Here is a 19,628-nt window from a genome sequence, read left to right as displayed (position 1 = left end):
CTCATCAGTTCGTTGTCTGGCGCAGCAGCATGGTGCCGTCGCGCTGGGTAAATTCAAGTTTGTTCAGGGCGCTCATGCCCAGCAGCACTTGCGTGCCACCCAGGCCGGGCGCCACCAGGGCACGGACATCGCGCAAGACAATGTCACCCAATTGCAGCCGGTCGATGCGGGTACGGTAGCCCTCGCTCACACCGTTGGCGGTGCTCAAGGTCACGCCGAAACCCTTTTCCAGCTTGAGGCGCTCGGCCAGCTCCAGCGGAATCGCCACGTCGGTGGCACCGGTGTCGAGCATGAAGTCCACCGGCTGGCCGTTGATCTGGCCGCTGGCGACGAAATGCCCCTGTGTATTGCCGACCAACTTCACCTCGATAAAACCTTCGCCTTTTTGCGAGTACACCTGGGTGTTGGGATTTTGCTGGCGCTGCTCCCATTGGGCAAAAAACCGCGTCGCCAGAAACAGCGCCGCGCACCAGGCCAGGATCATCAGCACCCGGCCGGCGCGCTTGCCCGGCGGCTGCGGGCTCACGGCGAGGCGCTCCAGCCACCGTCGGGCGCGGCGAAACGCCAGACGATCGGCCGCTGTTCGCCATCGGCCCGCGTGCCATCGTTGTTGTCCTGGCCGATCCAGGCACCCTCGGCGTCCACCACCAGCGCTTCGGCCAGCCCATAAGGCTGGGGATAACGACGGTTATCCTGCAACGCCTCGGCGGCGAACGACCAGCAACGCTCCATCTGGGCGGTCCGCGGGTCACGCCGACAGATCTGATAGGCGTTGCGCTCCAGGGTAAACAGCTTGCCATCGAACAATGACAGGTCGGCGAAATCCCGCGAAACCGCCTTGGCCTTGGGGAACTGCGCCGGCTGCATTTCCAGCCCCGCTTCGCTCAACAACACGCAATTTCCATCGCAGTCCCACACCGTCTGCTGACGCTTGATCAGCAACAGGCCGCGGCGTTCGCGCTCGGCCGCAAACCATAGCTGGTCACCGGCCGGATTGATCGCCAAACCTTCGAACAATGCATTGAAATGCAGCAACATGCCGCTGGCACGGGCCTGGCGGATCAGGGTGGGGGCGATTTTCAACCAGCTCGCGGGCCCCGACGGCGGCACCTGCAACACCGCAGCATGGGACTCACTGACCATATAACGATTGCCGGCGTTGTCACAGCTGATGCCTTCGAAATCCAGTTCGCCGCCACGCAGGAACGACGCCGCCCAGGTTCGCGACCTCAAGCCCCAGGGCAAACCGCTGTCCGGCACCTTCGGCACCTCGATTTCAACCATCTCAGCCTGCCAGACCGGCGCATCGACGGGTTTGAGCCGGTAGATGCGATCATCGTCGCGATCAGACACCGTCCACATCTCGCCGCCGCACAGCGCCAACCCGGACAGGTTGCCACCGCGCATGCCGTCGACGGCGTGCTCGGACAACAGCTTCAACTCCGGCGCCGGCCCTGCGACTACCATCCCCGCCCATAGCCACAACGCCAGGGCGAAACCGTTGCGCATCAGGCCAGCACCTCGGCCAGGTCCCCTTTGGATTCGAGCCAGGACTTGCGGTCGCCGGCGCGTTTCTTCGCCAGCAGCATGTCCATCATTTCCGAGGTCGCTTCGAAATCATCCAGGGTCAACTGCACCAGACGGCGGGTGTTCGGGTCCATGGTGGTTTCACGCAACTGCGGCGGGTTCATCTCGCCCAGACCCTTGAATCGGGTGACTTGCGGCTTGCCGCGTTTCTTCTCGGCGACCAGGCGATCGAGGATGCCATCGCGCTCGGCTTCGTCCAGGGCGTAGTAGATTTCCTTGCCCAGGTCGATGCGGTACAGGGGCGGCATCGCTACATAGACGTGGCCGGCGTCCACCAGCGGGCGGAAATGCTGGACGAACAAGGCACAGAGCAGCGTGGCAATGTGCAGGCCGTCGGAGTCGGCGTCGGCGAGGATGCAGATTTTGCCGTAGCGTAGCTGGGTCATGTCCTCGGCGCCCGGATCGACGCCGATGGCCACCGCGATGTTATGCACTTCCTGGCTGGCCAGCACTTCGCTGCCGTCCACTTCCCAGGTATTGAGGATCTTGCCCCGCAACGGCAGGATCGCCTGGAACTCCTTGTCCCGCGCCTGCTTGGCCGAACCGCCGGCGGAGTCACCTTCCACCAGGAACAACTCGGAACGCATCGGGTCCTGCCCGGCGCAATCAGCGAGTTTGCCCGGCAAGGCCGGCCCCTGGGTGATGCGCTTGCGCTCGACCTTCTTGCTGGCCTTCAGACGGCGACCGGCGTTGTTGATCGCCAGCTCTGCCAGGGCCAGGCCGGTTTCCGGGTTGGCGTTGAGCCACAGGCTGAACGCGTCCTTGACCACCCCGGAAACAAACGCCGCCGCCTCACGGGACGACAGGCGCTCCTTGGTCTGGCCGGAGAATTGCGGTTCCTGCATCTTCATCGACAGGACGAAGGCAATGCGTTCCCAGACGTCTTCCGGCGCCAGCTTCACGCCACGGGGCAGCAGGTTGCGGAACTCGCAGAACTCACGCATGGCGTCGAGCAAGCCCTGGCGCAAGCCGTTGACATGGGTGCCGCCCTGGGCCGTGGGGATCAGGTTGACGTAGCTTTCCTGGACGCTTTCGCCGCCTTCGGGCAGCCACAACAGCGCCCAGTCCACCGCTTCCTTGTTACCGGCCAGGCTGCCGCAGAACGGCTCGTCAGGCAGGCGTTCGAAACCGCTGACCGCGTCCACCAGGTAAGAGCGCAGGCCGTCTTCGTAATGCCATTCGACTTTCTCGCCGGTGGCCTTGTCCTCGAAACTGACCAGTAGCCCCGGGCACAACACAGCCTTGGCCTTGAGCACGTGCTTGAGGCGGCTGACGGAAAACTTCGGAGAATCGAAATACTTCGGGTCCGGGGCGAAATACACGCTGGTCCCGGTGTTGCGCTTGCCGACGGTGCCCACCACTTCCAGCTCGGTGGCCTTGTAGCCGTCGGCGAACGTCATCTGGTATTCATTGCCGTCACGCTTGACCCGCACCCGCACCTGGGTCGACAAGGCGTTGACCACGGAAATACCTACCCCGTGCAGACCGCCGGAGAATTGGTAGTTCTTGTTGGAAAACTTGCCGCCGGCGTGGAGCTTGGTGAGGATCAGCTCGACGCCCGACACGCCCTCCTCAGGGTGAATGTCCACCGGCATGCCGCGACCGTCATCGCTGACTTCCAGCGAGTGATCGGCGTGCAGGATGACCTGCACCGACTTCGCATGCCCGGCCAAGGCTTCGTCGACACTGTTGTCGATGACTTCCTGGGCGAGGTGGTTCGGCCGACTGGTGTCGGTGTACATGCCGGGGCGCTTGCGCACCGGGTCGAGGCCCGAGAGGACTTCGATGGCGTCTGCGTTATAAGAGCTAGCGCTGGGAGTGGCCATGGGGTCTCGTCGTCAGTGTTCAATGAAAAAGGGGCGATGGGCTCACAGCGACGTGAAGTCGATCGCCTGGTACAAATCGGCGCCAATGCCGGCAAAACTCAACAGTGCCGGCAACTGCTGGGCAAACCCTTGGAAACTGTGGTCGCCGCCGGCCTGGATGCGCAAGGCACAGGCGCGGTAATACTGCTGGGCGTGGCGATAATCCAGCGTTTCGTCACCGGTTTGCAACCATACCTGATACCGCTGCGGATCCCGGGGCGCCGGCACTTCCAGCTCGGCCAGGGCCGTGACGTGGTCGTGGGTCAATTCCCAGGTTTCGTCGGTGTATAAATTCTTCTGCGTACCCAGGTACCCGTCGAACATCCGGTGCGGGCTCACGGCAGGATTGACCAACAGGGCCTTGAGGCCGTGGCGCTCGGCCAAGTGAGTCGCATAGTAGCCGCCGAGCGAGCTGCCGACCAGCAGCGGTCGACCCAGTTCTGCAATTGCTCGCTCCAGTTGACCGATGGCCTGGCGGGGGTGGTGATGCAAGGCGGGCACCTGTAGCTGGTCGCTCAGGCCTAGGCGCGTCATTACTTGCGTCAACTGGCTGGCCTTGGTCGACGCCGGGGCGCTGTTGAGGCCATGGATATAAAGGATCGAACCCGACATTGCCGACTCCCTGGGTGCTGGGCAAAGGCCGGAGTTTACAGGGAGATTGCGGTGGTTGGGGGGGATTTGACCGTGTTGTTGCCTCCTGTGAATCGTCGATCACAACACCTGTGGGAGCAAAGCTTGCTCGCGATGGCGGTCTGATTGAGTACATATCCATTGCTGCGGTAACGGCCACTTAGGGTTCCGCCCTGACGGCGGCTCACTTTTGAAAAGCGCAAAAGTAAGCAAAACGCTCCTGCCCCACCACTCGGTGCCTCGCTAGGGCTCGGCATGCCCTCACTCCGGCATTGCTCCGTGGGCCGCCGCGAAGGGCCATCCATGGCCCAGCGCGGCTAACCCGGCATCCATGCCGGGTTGCCCACTGCGCAATGCCTGCGTTCGGCCATCGTGGTTAACGGGGCGCCGAGATCAACGTCCAGCACGAGGCGGCCTGAGAGCCGACCTGGTTCTTGATGGGGACCGCGTTTCTCCTGTGGGAGCGGGCTTGCTCGCGAATGCGTCGGGTCAGCCAACATCAATCTTGATGGCACACCATTTTCGCGAGCAGGCTCGCTCCCACAGAGGATTTATGGTGAATGCGATACCTGAGAACAACTCGGAAAAAAATGTGGGAGCGAGCCTGCTCGCGATGGCGGCCTGACAGGCGGCCAGGATTTTTTGACCGCATACATATCCATTGCTGCGGTAACGGCTGCTTAGGGTTCCGCCCTGACGGCGGGTCACTTTCGAAAAGCGCGAAAGTAACCAAAGCGCTCCTGCCCCACCACTCGGCACCTCGCTTAGGCTCGGTGTGCCCTCACTCCGGCATTGCTCCGTGGGCCCGCCGCGAAGGGCCATCCATGGCCCAGCGCGGCTAACCCGGCATCCATGCCGGGTTGCCCACTGCGCAATGCCTGCGTTCGGCCAGCGTGGTTAACGGGGCGCCGAGATCAACGTCCACGCCGAGGCGGCCTAGTAGCCGACCTGGCTCTTTCGGTCGTACACCCATCAGATCTGTTTGAGCAGGACCTGTGGGAGCAAAGCTTGCTCGCGAGGCGGCCTGACAGCTGGCCTGGTCTCCGGTCGTACTCCGATCCCATTGCGGGAGCGATCTTGCTCGCCTCTGCTCGCGGTGTGGTCAGGGTTGTGTATTGACGTTGTCCAGCATCCGATTCGCCAATAAAGCGCCCAGCTCGATCAGTTGCTGAATGCCAAGGGCAACATGGCGTCGCGAGCCTTTCAGGTCGAAGGCAAGGTCGCTGACCATGGCATCGGCTGAGGCCAGGGTTTCACTGAGGTTGGCCAGCAGGCTTTCGGTGTCGACGCCGTCCACAACGGTGAACAGTCCTGAGGGCTTTTTCTTTTTGGATTGAGGTTTGGGGTCAAGATAATGGTCGATGGCGCGCTTGGCGGCTTCATCGAGGATCGGGGGAATCTGGCTGGCTTCGGAAGAAATGGAATCGTTTTTTGTTGGCCCAGAGTTATCTTCAGACATGTTGGCGCTCCACTAGGATTGAAATAACGCCCTTCTACTTTCGGGTTTCCAGGCCCGGCCGCTGAACTTTCAGCGACGGGAAAAGGTTAGCGACAGCCCTTCCCACCCAGCAACCGCCAGAGCTCGTCGGAAAAATCTGCTTGAACCAGGAAGGTTGTCCGACCATTCCCACAATTCAGGTCGGCTGTCAGGCAGTCATCGCGAGCAAGCTCGCTCCCACACAGGTTTTGGGTCGTTTATAAGATCAGTGTCCACCGCCGATCCCTGTGGGAGCCGAGCTTGCTCGCGATGGCGGTGGGTCTGCTTGCATCAATGCTGAATGTGTCGCCGTCTTCGCGAGCAGGCTCGCTCCCACAATTGGATGGGTGTACGACCGGGAGAGCCAGGTCGGCTGTCAGGCCGCCTCGCGAGCAAGCTTTGCTCCCACAGGTCCTGCTCAAACAGATCTGACCGATGTACGACCGGGAGAGCCAGGTCGGCTACTAGGCCGCCTCGCGATGGACGTTGATCTCGGGCGCCCCGTTAACCACGCTGGCCGAACGCAGGCATTGTGGAGTGGGCATCCCGGCATGGATGCCGGGATAGCCGCGCTGGGCCATGGATGGCCCTTCGCGGCGGGCCCACGGAGCAATGCCTTCGTTCGGGCATGCCGAGCCTAGGCGAGGCACCGAGTGGTGGGGCTGAAGCGTTTTGGTTACTTTTGCGCTTTTCAAAAGTGACCCGCCGTCAGGGCGGAACCCTAAGTGGCCGTTACCGCAGAAATGGATATGTACTCGATCAACAAGGCCAACTGTAAGGCCGCCTCGCGAGCAAGCTTTGCTCCCACAGACCTGATAGGTGTACAGCAGGGAGAAACAGGTCGGCTGTAACGCCGCCTCGTTCTCAGTAACCGTTGGAACCATAGTCGGGCGTGAACGCAAACCCAACCACCCGTTCAACCCCCGTCTCCAACCGCCCATCCGGCAACAACCGCAACCACCGATACCCCGGCGCCTGCGAGCCCACCGCAAAATCCTCACTCCCCGGCTCAAACTGAATACACGTCGAAGGCGAAGCCAACAAACGAACCCCCTCGCGCATCCGGTCAACCTCCTGATGCACATGCCCCCACAACACCGCCCGCACCTGGGGAAACCGGTCCAACACCGCAAACAGCGCCTCAGGATTACGCAACCCGATCGGCTCCATCCACGCACACCCAATCGACACAGGATGATGATGCAGGCACACCAAGTGATGCCGCTCCGGCGCCTCGCTCAAGGCATTAGCCAACAGAATCAACTGCTCCTCGGCCAAAAAACCCGGCACCGAACCCGGCACGGCGGAATCGAGCATCGTCACCCGCCAATTGCCAATGTCCACCACCGGATCGAGCAACGTACTCTTGACCGCCGCCTCAAGCATCACCTGCGGTTCATCATGGTTACCGGGAATCCACCGCGCCGGCGCATCGATTCGCGCAGTCAACTGCCGAAACGCCGCGTAGGATTGCAACGTGCCGTCCTGGGACAGATCGCCAGTGGCGAGCATCAGGTCGATATTCGGCTGTTGCTTGAGCACCAGATCAATGACCGCCCGCAAGCTGTCACGGGTGTTCATGCCCAGCAACGAAGCATCGGCCTCGGCGAACAAATGGCTGTCAGACAGTTGGACCAACAGTGCCGCATCGGCCGTGGTCAAGCTGGATACGCTCGGCAAATCGCTTTCTCCCAGGCGCAATCACGCCGTTGCATGAAGCCGCAATTATGCTGGGGGACGATCGAAAGGGGAAACCCGCGAACCGGAACCGGTTCACAACTACCGTACGACTTCGAACTCGTGGCCCAGCGCCAGGCAATGACTCAGCCACTCGCCCAGGAACAGGTTCAACTGGGCTTTTTCATCCGGCTGGTGCATCGAGGCATTAGGGTAAGGATAGATGCCACGAAAGCGTCGTGCATGTTCGGCGCTGACAACTTCGGCCATGCGCGCGTCGTGATAGACCTGCACTTCCAGTTGCGGCACCGGCAGCCAGGGCAGGCTGTGCTCCTGGCGCACCTGCAAGGTGGTGGTGTAGGGGCAGGTCTGCAGCACTTCCAGGGCCAGCACACCGAGCATCTGGTCGCCGTGGGTCACGGCGATGCGGCGCGGCAACGGGTCGTTGCGCATGTCCGGCAACAAGCGCATCAGGCGGGCATAGTTGGCCTCGCAGGCGGCCTGCAACCCCACCAGATCGACGCGATAGCGGTCGCGCAGCTTGTTCAGGACCATAGCCCCCTCACTTCATCGCGATTCAAGGCCAGCCATTGCAAGGCAATGATGCTGGCCGCGTTGCAGATACGTCCGTCGCGCACGGCTTGCAAGGCATCTTCGTAGGCCCAGACCTTCACCCGAATGTCCTCGGCCTCCTCCAGAAGGCCATGCAGGCCGCCTGCCCCCGTGCTGTCGCAACGCCCCAAGAACAAATGTACGAATTCATTGCTGCCGCCCGGCGATGGAAAATACTGGGTCATCGGCCAGAGCGCAGCGAAGACAAGCCCAGCTTCCTCCTGCGCTTCGCGATGAGCAACTTCTTCCGGTTGCTCGTCCTTGTCGATCAGGCCAGCCACCAGCTCCACCAGCCAGGGATTAGCGGTCTTGCCAATGGCCCCCACGCGAAACTGCTCGATCAACACCACTTCATCGCGCTGCGGGTCGTAGGGCAGCACACACACCGCATCATGACGCACAAACAGTTCACGGCTGATTTCACGGCTCATGCCACCGGCAAACAACTCGTGGCGCAAGACGAGGCGGTCGAGCTCATAGAAACCCTTGAAGCAGGTTTCACGCTTGACGATGTCCACGGTGTTCGGTGTGGCGTTGGCGAAATCGGTCATGACAATCCTCGTGTGCAGTCGATCGATACGAGGTTCCAACCTCGGCTTCGCGCCATCCTAACGCGCTCGAACCCTTTGGGGCAGCCCCCTTCCAGTGATCGGGATGGACGGCTGCGCTTAAAATCACTCTAATGAGCTTAGTGGCGAACTGATTGCCTTGCCGACAGTCGAAGCGGGTAACTTTTTGCCTTTCCGTGTTTCATGAAGGACGCCCATGTCGCTTTTCAAAACCGCCTCCGTGGCCGCCATTGCCCTGACCTTGGGCGCTTGCCAAAGCCTCTTCCAACCCAACTATCGCGCACCGCTGGAGACCACTCGCGATGCTTCGGAACAACTGCAACCAGGTTGCGCCAGCGCCGACTGCCCGTTGGTGAACATCGACACCCTGCGCTTTCCTGCCGAACCAGCCCTGGACGGCATCATCGAAAAGCGCCTGCTGCAAATGACCCGCGCCACCCCGGACGCCCCGGTGGCGCCGACGCTGGCGGCCTACCGCGAACAGTTTTTGCGCAGCGCCGCACCGCGCAACAGCAGCTATTTGCAGGCCAAAGTACGCGAGCAACATGACGGCCTGGTGATCATCGAACTGTCCAGCTACCTGGACACTGGCGGCGCCCACGGCACGCCGGGGCGCGGCTTCATCAACTATTCGCGCCAGCAACACAAGGTGCTGACGCTGTCGGACATGCTGCTGCCGGGCCAGGAAGAAGCCTTCTGGAAAGCCGCGCAAGTGGCCCACAACAGCTGGCTGATCAGCACCAAGCTGGATCAGGAGCCCGACTTCCTGAAACAGTGGTCCTTCCAGAAAACCCCACACATCGCGCTGACCTACGGCGGGGTGATCCTCAAGTACGAAGTGAGCACCATCGCGCCGTACGCCCTGGGCCACATCGAACTGAAGATCGCCTACCCACGTCTCAACGGCATCCTCAAGCCCGAGCTGTTCCCTGGCCGTAGCTGAAGGCCCGGCCCAGCAACAGCTGCAGCAACCCTGCCAGGATCAGCGACGGCAGGGTTGCGCCGATGTCCGGATAGAAGTTGGCCAGCAGATGATAGGTGCTCACCCCACCCAACCAGGCCAACAGGGCCGGCCAACGCAACGAGGCTGACACCACTTGGCTGCTGCGTTTGCGCAGGATGAAGTGGTCCACCAGCACCACGCCGAACAGCGGCGCGAACACCGAGCCGATCAGCAACAGAAAGTTCTGGTATTGCGCCAACGGTGCAAAGCAGGCGATCAAGGTGCAGATGACGCCAATCGCCAAGGCCAGGTGCTCGACCTTCAAGTCCGACAGCATGCCGCTGGACACCGCCGCCGAGTGGATGTCGGCGAAGGCGTTTTCCGATTCGTCCAGCAAAATCAGCAGCAGCGGAATACCCAATCCAGCACCTGCCAGGGCCAGCAGCAACGCGTTGACTTCACCGCTCGGTGCGAATGCCAGGGTGTAGGCCACGCCCAGGCTCATCAGCCAGAAGTTACCGATGAAGAAGCCCACGGCAGTACCGCCAAAAACATTCTTGGCCCGTTGACCGAAACGCGAGTAGTCGGCAATCAACGGCAACCACGACAGCGGCATCGCAATGGCGATGTCGAACCCCACCGCCAACGGCATCGAACCATCGCCCGCCTGGGCCCACAGCGCCGCCAGGTCAGCCTTGGCGAACAGGTTCCAGGTCAACCAGATGCAGGCCGCCAGCAGCAACCAGATGCCCCACTTGCGCAGGACCTTGCGCACGAACGTCAACGGCCCGCTCACGGCGAGCAGGGTCGCCAGGGCGCCGAAGAACAGCGTCCACAGCAGCGGGTTCGAACCCAGGCTGCCTTCGCTGAAGGCCCGGGCACCGAGCAGGCTGGCGGCATCGCGCATGACGATGATTTCGAACGAGCCCCAGCCGATCAACTGCAGCAGGTTCAACACCGCCGGCACGCTCGCACCCTTGCCACCGAGACTGAGCTTCAGCGCGGCCATGGCCGACAGGCCGGTGTCGCTGCCAATCACCCCGACCGCCGCCAGCAGCAGGACGCCCACCAGCGTGCCGAGGAAAATCGCCAGCAACGAACCGCTCAGGCCCAGGCCCGGCGCGAGTAGGGCACCGACCTGCAAGACCATCAGGCCGATGCCGAGGGAGAACCACAGGGAAAACAGATCGCGGGCGCCGAAGACGCGTTTGTCCAGGGGGACAGCGGTGTCGGGGGAGTAGGTGCTGGGTTGGATGTTCACAGAGATATCTCAGGGCAGATTATTGTTTTGGGGCGCGGATCATCCTTGTGGCGAGGGAGCTTGCTCCCGCTCGGCTGCGAAGCAGCCGCCAAACCGGTCACCACAATTCTGATTGCCAGAACGCGGTGACTGGTTTTGGGCCCGCTTCGCAGGCCAGCGGGAGCAAGCTCCCTCGCCACAGGTGAGTGCCGCCCAGGTCAGACTTTCTTGTAAAGCTGACTACCTTCCTTCTTGAACCGCTCGGCCTGCTCCGCCAAGCCTTGGGCGACATCCACATCCACCGCTTCAATGCGCTGGTTGGCGGCGTACTCGCGCACTTCCTGGGTAATTTTCATCGAGCAGAATTTCGGCCCGCACATCGAGCAGAAATGCGCCACCTTGGCCGAGTCCTTCGGCAGGGTTTCGTCGTGGTACGAGCGGGCGGTGTCCGGGTCCAGGCCGAGGTTGAACTGGTCCTCCCAGCGGAACTCGAAACGCGCCTTGCTCAGGGCGTTGTCGCGGATCTGCGCGCCCGGGTGCCCTTTGGCCAGATCGGCAGCATGCGCGGCGATCTTGTAGGTGATGATCCCGGTCTTCACGTCATCCTTGTTCGGCAAGCCGAGGTGTTCCTTCGGCGTGACGTAGCAGAGCATCGCGCAACCGAACCAGCCGATCATCGCCGCACCGATACCGGACGTGATGTGGTCGTAGCCCGGCGCAATGTCGGTGGTCAATGGGCCGAGGGTGTAGAACGGCGCCTCGTCGCAGCACTCGAGCTGCTTGTCCATGTTCTCTTTGATCAACTGCATCGGCACGTGGCCGGGGCCTTCGATCATGCATTGCACGTCGTGCTTCCAGGCGATCTTGGTCAGCTCGCCGAGGGTTTCCAGCTCGCCGAACTGCGCTTCGTCGTTGGCGTCGGCAATCGAGCCCGGACGCAGGCCATCGCCCAGCGAGAAGCTGACGTCGTAGGCCTTCATGATTTCGCAGATGTCTTCGAAGTGGGTGTAGAGGAAGTTTTCCTTGTGGTGCGCCAGGCACCACTTGGCCATGATCGAACCGCCACGGCTGACGATACCGGTGACGCGCTTGGCGGTCATCGGCACATAACGCAGCAACACGCCGGCGTGGATGGTGAAGTAGTCGACGCCCTGCTCGGCCTGCTCGATCAGCGTGTCGCGGAACAGCTCCCAGGTCAGGTCTTCGGCCACGCCGCCGACCTTTTCCAGGGCCTGGTAGATTGGCACGGTGCCGATCGGCACCGGCGAGTTGCGGATGATCCACTCGCGGGTTTCATGGATGTGCTTGCCGGTGGACAGGTCCATGACCGTGTCCGAACCCCAGCGAATGCCCCAGGTCAGCTTCGCCACCTCTTCTTCGATGGACGAACCCAGCGCACTGTTGCCGATGTTGCCGTTGATCTTCACCAGGAAGTTACGGCCGATGATCATCGGTTCCAGTTCGGTGTGGTTGATGTTGGCCGGGATGATCGCGCGGCCACGGGCGATTTCGTCACGCACGAATTCCGGGGTGATGACCTTCGGTACACTGGCGCCGAAGCTGTGGCCAGCGTGTTGCTGGTCCAGCAGGCCGGCGGCGCGGGCCACTTCCAGCTTCATGTTTTCGCGGATGGCGACGTATTCCATCTCGGCGGTGATGATGCCCTTGCGCGCGTAATGCATCTGGCTGACGTTGGCACCCGGCTTGGCGCGACGCGGGTTGTTCACGTGGGCAAAGCGCAGCTTGGTCAGTTCGGCGTCGGCCAGGCGCTCCTGGCCGAAGTTGGAACTCAGGCCCGCCAGGCGCTCGGTGTCGCCACGGGCTTCGATCCACGGCGAGCGCACATCGGCCAGGCCTTTGCGCACGTCGATGATCACGTTCGGGTCGGTGTACGGGCCCGAGGTGTCATACACCACCACCGGCGCGTTGATTTCGCCGCCGAAGTCGGTCGGGGTCACGTCGAGGCTGATTTCGCGCATGGGCACGCGGATATCAGGGCGGCTGCCCTGGACGTAGATTTTTTGCGAGCGGGTAAAGGGCTGAACCGATTGCTGATCGACCTGGGCCGATTCACTGAGGTTGATCGCGTTTTTTGATTTTGTCGTCATCACGGGCTCTCCAGACACACATCCAGGCAGTGGATTTTTGTCGGAGCGAACCTGTAACGAATGGACGCATCCCTGCACGAAAGTGCGGACGCTGTGCTTGCTGCTCGAGTGCGTTCAATGGTCGAACGACATCCCGGACGAAGCACAAGAGGACTCGCCGGGTGACGAGAAATCTTGTTCCCTACGCAGGCGCTAACCTGATCAGGTTCAACGGGATCCGAAATTATTCGATCTCAGCCTCATAGCAAGGCACCCCGACAAGAACCCGGCCAGTCTAGACACAACCACGAGAGAACGCCATCGCCAGGGCAAAAGGCGTGATGAATGGCGCATATACAGGATTGTTGCCGTGCCTTTGCACAACTACACTCGCTACGCCGCGCGCCACTTATGCGCACTCTCATTTGTGAACTAGGGATAGCCTCATGCTGCGCAAACTTTCACTGGCCCTGGCCGTGTCTTGTGCGTCCAACGCAATGGCCTGGGCCGCCGAAGCGCCCTTGACCACCAAAACCGATCTGGTGAGCGTGTATCAGGAAGCGGTGGACAACAACGCCGATCTGGCCGCTGCCCGCGCTCAATACGGCGCCCAGAAGGAAGTGGTGCCCCAGGCACGCGCCGGATTGTTGCCGAACCTTTCGGCCGGTGCCGACCTGAACAACACCCGTACCGAACTGGACCAGCCGGCGATGACCGCCACCCGCAGTTCCACGGTTTACCAGGCAACGCTGTCCCAACCGATTTTCCGCGCCGACCGCTGGTTCCAGCTCCAGGCGGCAAAGTCCGTCGACGAACAAGCGTCGCTACAACTGTCGGCCACTGAACAGAACATGATCCTGCAAAGCGCCGAAAGCTACTTCAACGTGCTGCGCAGCCAGGACAACCTGGCCTCGACCAAGGCAGAGGAAGCCGCGTTCAAGCGCCAGCTCGACCAGTCCAACGAACGCTTCGACGTCGGCCTGTCAGACAAGACCGACGTGCTGCAATCCCAGGCCAGCTACGACACCGCACGGGCCAACCGGATCCTCGCCCAGCGCCAGGTCGAAGACGCTTTTGAAGCCCTGATCACCCTGACCAACCGCCAGTACAACTCGCTCCAGGGCATCGTCCACACCCTGCCGATCCTGCCGCCGACACCGAACGACGCCAAGGCCTGGGTCGACACGGCGGCCAAGCAGAACCTGAACCTGCTGGCCAGCAACTACGCCGTCGATGCCGCCGAGGACACCCTGCGCCAACGCAAGGCCGGCCATGCACCGACCCTCGATGCGATCGCCCAATACAGAAAAGGCGACAACGACGGCCTCGGCTTTACCAACCCGAGCCCCACCGGCCAGCGTTATGGCGGCGATGCCGAGCAACGCACCATCGGCCTGCAACTGAGCATCCCGATCTACAGCGGCGGGCTGACCAGCTCCCAGGTGCGCGAGTCCTACTCGCAACTCACCCAGACCGAGCAGCAACGCGAAGGCCTGCGCCGCCAGGTCGTGGAGAACACCCGTAACCTGCACCGTGCGGTGAATACCGACGTGGAGCAGGTCCAGGCCCGGCGCCAGTCGATCATCTCCAACCAGAGCGCGGTGGAAGCCACGGAGATCGGTTACCAGGTGGGTACGCGCAACATCGTCGATGTGCTCGATGCGCAGCGTCAGCTGTACACCTCGGTGCGCAACTACAACAACGCCCGCTACGACTACATCCTCGACAACCTGCGCCTCAAACAGGCGGCCGGGACCTTGAGCCCGGCGGACCTGCAGGACCTGTCGCGCTACCTCAAGCCCGACTACAACCCCGACCGCGACTTCCTGCCGCCGGACCTGGCCCAGGCCGCGGCGGAGCAGCTGCGCTCGCGACCGGCGCAGTAGCACACCGATCCCGCGGGCAACGAGTCATTTTTGTGTTGGGCGACTTACCTGTGGCGAGGGAGCTTGCTCCCGCTGGCCTGCGAAGCAGGCCCAAAACCAGTCACTGCGTTCTGCCAGCCAGAACTGCAGTGCCGACTTTACGGCTGCTTCGCAGCCGAGCGGGAGCAAGCTCCCTCGCCACAAAAGCTCAGTCGAGCAACCGCCCCAACCCGTCCAGCAACCGCTGCAACGCGCCCTGGTTGCTGCGCATCACCGCAAGCCCCGCCTCGGCCATACGTTGGGCATCCCGGGGCAGTTCAAACAGGCGCTGGACCGCCAGGGCCAGGCTTTCGGCATCTTCCACTTCCGCCAGCGCCCCGGCGGTGCGCAGTTGCGCGGCGATTTCGAGGAAGTTGAACAGGTGCGGCCCACTGAGCACCGGCTTCGCCAGGGCCGCCGGCTCGAGCAAATTGTGCCCACCGTTGGGCACCAGGCTGCCACCGACAAACGCACTGTCGGCCAACGCGTAGAGAAACAGCAGCTCGCCCATGGTGTCGCCGAGCAACACCGAAGCCTGGGCGGCAACCGGTTGCCCACTGGAGCGCCGCACCGTGACCAGACCTTCGTTGACACACAGTTGATGCACGGAGTCGAAGCGCTCGGGATGGCGCGGCACCAGGATCAGCAACGCATCGGGATAACTGTCGAGCAGCCGACGATGGGCGGCCAGCACCACTTCGTCCTCACCCTCGTGGGTGCTGGCGGCGATCCACACCGGGCGATCCACCGCGTGCCACTCACGGCGCAAGGCGCTGGCGCTTTCGAGCAGTTGCGGGTCGATGGTCAGGTCGAACTTGATCGAGCCGGTGACCTCAACGGTTCCCACCCGGGCGCCCAAATGGCGAAAACGCTCGGCTTCGGCTTCGGTCTGTACGGCGAACAGGCTCATCTCGGCGAGCATCGGTCGAGTGAGCTTGGGAAAACGCGCGTAGCCCCGCGCCGAGCGCTCCGACAGCCGCGCGTTGGCCAGGGCCACGGGAATGCCGCGCCTGGCGCATTGGTGAATGTGGTTGGGCCATAGTTCGGTTTCCATGATCACCGCCAGGGACGGTTGAACGCGGTCGAGAAAACGCTTGGCGGCGCAGGGCAAGTCGTAAGGCAGGTAGCAATGCTGGATGCGTGGCTCGCTGGCGAACAACGCCCGGATCCGCTCCGAACCGGTGGGCGTCATGCAGGTGACGGTGATCGGCAGCTGTGGATAACGTTGCAGCAAGGCGCGGATCATTGGCGCGGCGGCAATGCTCTCGCCCACCGACACCGCATGGACCCAGATGCCTCCCGGGACCATGACCGGCAGGCCCCAGGAGAACCGCTCGCCAATGCGCCGGGCATACGCCGGCGCCTTGCGGGCCCGCAGCCACAGCCGAATCGCTACCAGTGGCAGCCCCAGGTAAAACAACGCGCTATAGAGAGTTCTGTTCATGGCGGCGGAGTTTATCGGTTTTTCAGCCGATCGCCTGCAACTGCACGGCAAAACGTTCCGCCAGCCAACGGGCGGCCGGGCCCAGGGGTTCATCGCGGCGCCAGACCAGTTCCACCACCAGGGCCGGCGGGGTCCATTCGCTGTTGAGCTCGACCATATCCCCCAGGTATGCCGGGTATTGCACAACATGCCGTGGCAACCACGCCCAGCCCAGGCCACTCCTCAGCCATTCGGCCAACACGTAGAAACTGTCGGCGCGCCAGACCTGCGGGCTGGCCTGCTCACTGCCGGGGTAAACGCTGGTCTGGGTCGCCATCAACAATTGGCGGTGCCGGGCCATTTCCCGGCAGGACACATAATCATGGTTCGCCAGCGGATGGCCGCGGCCGCACACCGTGACCATCTCGACGCTGCCCAGCACCCGGCGCTCCAGCGCCTCGGGGATCTGGTCGTGGTAGAACAGCAAGCCGAGGTCCGCGCGCCGCTCCACCAGTTTGCGCGCCACATCGCCTTGGGCGGCGCTGGCCAGTTGCACTTCGAGGGTGGGGAATTGCTCGGCCAGGGCCGCCAGGCTGTCGATGACCGGTTGATAAGGCATGGCTTCGTCCTGGGCCAGGCGCAGGGATGCTTCCTGCCCACGCATCAAGGCCAGAGCCCGACCGTTGAGGCGCTCGCACTGGCGCAGCACTTCCCTGGCCTCTTCGAGCAGGGCTTCGCCGGCATCGGTGAGCTTGGGCTGGCGACCGCTGCTGCGCTCGAACAGGCTCACCCCCAAGTCGTCCTCCAACGAGGCAATCGCACTGCTGATGGCCGATTGCGCCTTGCGCTGGTCCCGTGCCACGGCGGAAAACGAACGCTTTTCAGCGACCCCGACAAACAGTCGCAATTGCTCAAGGTTCCACTGCTCGTTCATGGCTCAACCTATCTTCAATACAGATAGGTAATGACTTTACCGCATCTGAGCGATCTCTAGAATGGCCCCATCGAAAGACGCAACCGTCGAAGAGGAACCGCCCATGAACGCCTACTACTACCTGGCCATCGCCATCTGCGCCGAAGTCATCGCCACCGTTTCGATGAAGGCGATCAAGGGCCTGAGCACGCCCCTGCCCTTGTTGTTGGTCATCGTCGGCTACGCCACCGCTTTCTGGATGCTGACGCTGGTGGTGCGCACCGTACCGGTGGGGGTGGCCTATGCGGTCTGGGCCGGACTGGGGATCGTCATGGTCAGCGTGGCGGCGCTGTTCATCTACGGGCAGAAACTGGACGTGCCGGCGATGCTGGGGATGGCGTTGATTGTTCTTGGGGTGGTGGTGATCCAGCTGTTTTCCAAGACTGCTGGGCACTGAAAAACACTGCCATTGAGTTGGAACACACCGATATTGAGCTGGAACGCACTTGTGGCGAGGGAGCTTGCTCCCGCTTGGGTGCGAAGCGCCCACTAGAAACGGGACCGCTTCGCGCTGGAGCGCCAGCCCGGTCCAGCGGGAGCAAGCTCCCTCGCCACAAGAGCTTTGTCGCAAGTTGCCGACGTTGATCGTCAACAAATGCCCTCCGCATCGAGTCTGTATACTGCGCCCTTGTCTTGAACACTGAGGTCGCTCATGCCATCCGTTATTTCCACCGACGTTCTGATTGTCGGCGCAGGCGTCGCCGGCCTTTGGCTGAATGCCCGCCTGCGTCGCCAGGGGTTTTCGACCGTGCTGGTGGAAAGCGCCAGCCTCGGCGGCGGGCAGAGTGTCAAATCCCAGGGCATCATCCATGGCGGCGCCAAGTACGCCTTGCATGGCGCCCTGACCGGGGCCTCGGAAGCCATCGCCGACATGCCGCGCCGCTGGCGCGAAGCCCTGAAGGGGGAAGGCGAACTGGACCTGTCCGGCGTGCGCATGCTGTCCGATGCCCACTACCTCTGGTCCCCCGGCACCCTGGCCGGCAACCTCACCAGTTTCTTTGCCAGCAAGGCCGTGCGTGGACGGGTCGACCAGGTCAAGGGCGACCAACTGCCGCCGGCCCTGCAAGACAAACGTTTCAAGGGCAAGGTCTATCGCCTGGCCGAACTGGTGGTGGACGTGCCCAGCCTGATCGCGCGCCTGGCGGAACTGGCCGGCGACAGCCTGCTGGCCGGCCAACATATCGAACCCCTGCGCGAAGACGGCGCGCTGACGGGACTGAAGGTCGATGGCCGGGAGATTCGCGCCCAACGCATTGTCCTCAGCGCCGGGGGCGGCACCGCCGACCTGCTCAACGCCCTGGGCCTGGACAAACCGGCCATGCAGACTCGGCCATTGCACATGGTCCTGGTCAAGGGACCGAGCCTCAAGCCGCTTTACGCCCACTGCCTGGGCGGCGGACCGAAGCCACGCGTCACTGTGACCACCCATCCGGCCGCCGATGGCCAATGGGTCTGGTACCTGGGGGGCGACCTGGCCGAAGGCGATGCCGTCACTCGCGAGCCCGCCGCACAGATCGCCGCCGCCCAGAAAGAACTCGGCCAGCTATTGCCCTGGGTCGACCTCAGCACCGCGCAATGGGCCACGCTGCGGGTTGACCGCGCCGAGCCGCTGCAATCAGGCCTGACCCGCCCGGATAACGCTTTCCTCGCCGAGCAGGATCGCCTGCTGGTGGGCTGGCCGACCAAACTGGCCCTGGCCCCGGACTTCGCCGATCGGGTGATCGATGCGCTGCAACGCGAGGACATCCAGCCAAGCCACCCGGCCCCGCTGCCGGACTTGCCGAAGCCGCCCATGGGCGTGCCTGCCTGGGAGCAACTGCTGCCATGAGCCAAGCGACCCTGCACGACCTCTATCGGCCCTTGGGCCATGACGGCCCGCGGGTTTCCCCCCTGGGCCTGGGCACCGTCAAGCTGGGCCGCGACCAGGGCGTCAAATACCCCAACGGCTTTCAGATTCCCGATGACGACGAAGCGCGCATGCTGCTCAAACTGGCGCGCGACTTGGGCATCAACCTGATCGACACCGCGCCGGCTTACGGCCGCAGCGAGGAACGCCTCGGCCCGCTGCTGCGCGGCCAACGCCAGGACTGGGTGATTGTCAGCAAGGTCGGCGAAGAGTTCAGCGACGGCCAGTCACGCCACGACTTCAGTGCCGCCCACACACGGTTCTCGGTGGAACGCAGCCTCAAGCGCCTGGAAACCGACTATATCGACCTGGTCCTGGTGCATTCCGACGGCAACGACCTGGCGATCCTCAACGACAGCGAGGTCTACCCGACCCTGGCGGCGCTCAAGCGCGAAGGCAAGATCGGCGGCTTCGGTTTTTCCGGCAAGACCGTCGACGGCGGTTTGAAAGCCCTGGAGCAAGGCGATTGCGCGATGGTCACCTACAATCTGAACGAACGAAACGAAAAGGCGGTCATTGACTACGCCAGCAAACACGGCAAAGCGATTCTGGTGAAAAAAGCCTTGGCCAGCGGCCACGTCTGCCTGGGCCCCGGGGTAGACCCGGTTCGCGCCAGTTTCGAACTGTTGTTTGAGCATCCTGGGGTCGCCAGTGCTATTGTCGGCACCATCAATCCGCTGCACCTCGCCCATAACGTCGCGACCGTCGCCACGGTCCTGCGTAAACACTGACGCC

At 62.8% G+C, this 19,628-nt stretch carries 17 protein-coding genes and 1 riboswitch; of the genes, 5 read left to right on the top strand and 12 right to left on the bottom strand.

Going from position 1 to position 19,628, the window contains the following annotated elements:
• Positions 1-4 precede the first annotated feature (4 nt).
• The 8 genes from AD659_RS01950 to AD659_RS01910 form a co-directional block, all read right to left on the bottom strand.
• Positions 5-526 carry a retropepsin-like aspartic protease family protein gene (locus AD659_RS01950; RefSeq protein WP_053117861.1) on the bottom strand — a complete coding sequence of 174 codons (522 nt, stop codon included), beginning with the start codon at positions 524-526 and terminating at the stop codon, positions 5-7.
• The gene (locus AD659_RS01945; protein WP_053117859.1) at positions 523-1,509 is read right to left on the bottom strand and encodes an esterase-like activity of phytase family protein; all 987 of its coding nucleotides are present in this window, start codon (positions 1,507-1,509) and stop codon (positions 523-525) included. Before AD659_RS01945 ends, AD659_RS01950 begins: the two co-directional genes overlap by 4 nt.
• A complete protein-coding gene (gene parE / locus AD659_RS01940) occupies positions 1,509-3,413 on the bottom strand; it encodes a DNA topoisomerase IV subunit B (RefSeq protein ID WP_053117857.1) in 1,905 nt (634 codons plus the stop codon). The genes AD659_RS01945 and parE overlap by 1 nt, the downstream gene beginning before the upstream one ends.
• A 42-nt stretch (positions 3,414-3,455) precedes the next feature.
• Positions 3,456-4,064, bottom strand: coding sequence for a YqiA/YcfP family alpha/beta fold hydrolase (locus AD659_RS01935; RefSeq protein ID WP_053117855.1), 609 nt, complete (start codon positions 4,062-4,064; stop codon positions 3,456-3,458).
• Between the two features lie 1,120 nt (positions 4,065-5,184).
• Positions 5,185-5,541: a DUF6124 family protein gene (locus AD659_RS01930; protein WP_053117853.1), complete on the bottom strand. Its 357-nt coding sequence runs from the start codon at positions 5,539-5,541 to the stop codon at positions 5,185-5,187.
• Positions 5,542-6,423: 882 nt separating this feature from the next.
• Entirely contained in the window at positions 6,424-7,239 is an 816-nt protein-coding gene (gene cpdA, locus AD659_RS01920) for a 3',5'-cyclic-AMP phosphodiesterase (protein WP_053118181.1), read from the bottom strand.
• A 99-nt stretch (positions 7,240-7,338) separates the two neighbouring features.
• Positions 7,339-7,791 (bottom strand): DUF1249 domain-containing protein, encoded by a 453-nt coding sequence (locus AD659_RS01915; RefSeq protein WP_024618006.1) that lies wholly within the window; start codon positions 7,789-7,791, stop codon positions 7,339-7,341.
• Entirely contained in the window at positions 7,782-8,399 is a 618-nt protein-coding gene (locus AD659_RS01910; protein ID WP_053117851.1) for an NUDIX domain-containing protein, read from the bottom strand. Before AD659_RS01910 ends, AD659_RS01915 begins: the two co-directional genes overlap by 10 nt.
• Before the next feature lie 214 nt (positions 8,400-8,613).
• Here AD659_RS01910 and AD659_RS01905 point away from each other — a divergent pair, with 214 nt between their 5' ends.
• Positions 8,614-9,360 (top strand): DUF3298 domain-containing protein, encoded by a 747-nt coding sequence (locus AD659_RS01905; protein WP_053117849.1) that lies wholly within the window; start codon positions 8,614-8,616, stop codon positions 9,358-9,360.
• Here the strand turns inward: AD659_RS01905 and cytX are convergent.
• Together cytX and thiC are read right to left on the bottom strand one after the other, a co-directional pair.
• Complete coding sequence (cytX, locus tag AD659_RS01900; RefSeq protein ID WP_053117846.1) at positions 9,329-10,621, bottom strand: putative hydroxymethylpyrimidine transporter CytX; 1,293 nt, start codon at positions 10,619-10,621, stop codon at positions 9,329-9,331. The genes AD659_RS01905 and cytX overlap by 32 nt on opposite strands.
• Positions 10,622-10,818: 197 nt before the next feature.
• Complete coding sequence (gene thiC, locus AD659_RS01895) at positions 10,819-12,708, bottom strand: phosphomethylpyrimidine synthase ThiC (RefSeq protein ID WP_053117845.1); 1,890 nt, start codon at positions 12,706-12,708, stop codon at positions 10,819-10,821.
• A 161-nt stretch (positions 12,709-12,869) separates the two neighbouring features.
• Positions 12,870-12,975: riboswitch (TPP riboswitch) on the bottom strand.
• Positions 12,976-13,133: 158 nt separating this feature from the next.
• On the opposite strand from thiC, the gene AD659_RS01890 reads away from it, so the two are divergent.
• Positions 13,134-14,573: a TolC family outer membrane protein gene (locus AD659_RS01890; RefSeq protein ID WP_053117843.1), complete on the top strand. Its 1,440-nt coding sequence runs from the start codon at positions 13,134-13,136 to the stop codon at positions 14,571-14,573.
• 187 nt (positions 14,574-14,760) lie between these two features.
• Here AD659_RS01890 and waaA read toward each other — a convergent pair whose 3' ends face one another.
• Both waaA and AD659_RS01880 read right to left on the bottom strand, forming a co-directional pair.
• Positions 14,761-16,035 carry a lipid IV(A) 3-deoxy-D-manno-octulosonic acid transferase gene (gene waaA, locus AD659_RS01885; RefSeq protein ID WP_053117841.1) on the bottom strand — a complete coding sequence of 425 codons (1,275 nt, stop codon included), beginning with the start codon at positions 16,033-16,035 and terminating at the stop codon, positions 14,761-14,763.
• Between the two features lie 22 nt (positions 16,036-16,057).
• On the bottom strand, positions 16,058-16,948 hold the full coding sequence (locus AD659_RS01880; protein ID WP_053117838.1) for a LysR family transcriptional regulator: 891 nt from the start codon (positions 16,946-16,948) through the stop codon (positions 16,058-16,060).
• A gap of 103 nt (positions 16,949-17,051) precedes the next feature.
• Between AD659_RS01880 and AD659_RS01875 the strand changes: the two genes are divergently transcribed.
• The 3 genes from AD659_RS01875 to AD659_RS01865 all read left to right on the top strand — a co-directional run bounded on the left by AD659_RS01875 (position 17,052) and on the right by AD659_RS01865 (position 19,624).
• A complete protein-coding gene (locus tag AD659_RS01875) occupies positions 17,052-17,384 on the top strand; it encodes a DMT family transporter (RefSeq protein ID WP_046065574.1) in 333 nt (110 codons plus the stop codon).
• A gap of 255 nt (positions 17,385-17,639) precedes the next feature.
• On the top strand, positions 17,640-18,815 hold the full coding sequence (locus tag AD659_RS01870) for an NAD(P)/FAD-dependent oxidoreductase (RefSeq protein WP_053117836.1): 1,176 nt from the start codon (positions 17,640-17,642) through the stop codon (positions 18,813-18,815).
• Entirely contained in the window at positions 18,812-19,624 is an 813-nt protein-coding gene (locus AD659_RS01865) for an aldo/keto reductase (RefSeq protein WP_053117834.1), read from the top strand. Before AD659_RS01870 ends, AD659_RS01865 begins: the two co-directional genes overlap by 4 nt.
• Positions 19,625-19,628 lie beyond the last annotated feature (4 nt).

Origin of the sequence: Pseudomonas thivervalensis, from assembly GCF_001269655.1 — a bacterium.
Lineage (GTDB): Bacteria > Pseudomonadota > Gammaproteobacteria > Pseudomonadales > Pseudomonadaceae > Aquipseudomonas > Aquipseudomonas thivervalensis.
This window is presented reverse-complemented; position numbering and strand designations above follow the sequence as displayed.

Coding starts and splice junctions, on each gene's coding strand:
- AD659_RS01945 (WP_053117859.1), bottom strand. CDS start 1,509: ATGCGCAACGGTTTCGCCCTGGCGTTGTGGCTATGGGCGGGGATGGTA.
- parE (WP_053117857.1), bottom strand. CDS start 3,413: ATGGCCACTCCCAGCGCTAGCTCTTATAACGCAGACGCCATCGAAGTC.
- AD659_RS01935 (WP_053117855.1), bottom strand. CDS start 4,064: ATGTCGGGTTCGATCCTTTATATCCATGGCCTCAACAGCGCCCCGGCG.
- AD659_RS01930 (WP_053117853.1), bottom strand. CDS start 5,541: ATGTCTGAAGATAACTCTGGGCCAACAAAAAACGATTCCATTTCTTCC.
- AD659_RS01915 (WP_024618006.1), bottom strand. CDS start 7,791: ATGGTCCTGAACAAGCTGCGCGACCGCTATCGCGTCGATCTGGTGGGG.
- AD659_RS01910 (WP_053117851.1), bottom strand. CDS start 8,399: ATGACCGATTTCGCCAACGCCACACCGAACACCGTGGACATCGTCAAG.
- AD659_RS01905 (WP_053117849.1), top strand. CDS start 8,614: ATGTCGCTTTTCAAAACCGCCTCCGTGGCCGCCATTGCCCTGACCTTG.
- thiC (WP_053117845.1), bottom strand. CDS start 12,708: ATGACGACAAAATCAAAAAACGCGATCAACCTCAGTGAATCGGCCCAG.
- AD659_RS01890 (WP_053117843.1), top strand. CDS start 13,134: ATGCTGCGCAAACTTTCACTGGCCCTGGCCGTGTCTTGTGCGTCCAAC.
- waaA (WP_053117841.1), bottom strand. CDS start 16,035: ATGAACAGAACTCTCTATAGCGCGTTGTTTTACCTGGGGCTGCCACTG.
- AD659_RS01880 (WP_053117838.1), bottom strand. CDS start 16,948: ATGAACGAGCAGTGGAACCTTGAGCAATTGCGACTGTTTGTCGGGGTC.
- AD659_RS01875 (WP_046065574.1), top strand. CDS start 17,052: ATGAACGCCTACTACTACCTGGCCATCGCCATCTGCGCCGAAGTCATC.
- AD659_RS01870 (WP_053117836.1), top strand. CDS start 17,640: ATGCCATCCGTTATTTCCACCGACGTTCTGATTGTCGGCGCAGGCGTC.
- AD659_RS01865 (WP_053117834.1), top strand. CDS start 18,812: ATGAGCCAAGCGACCCTGCACGACCTCTATCGGCCCTTGGGCCATGAC.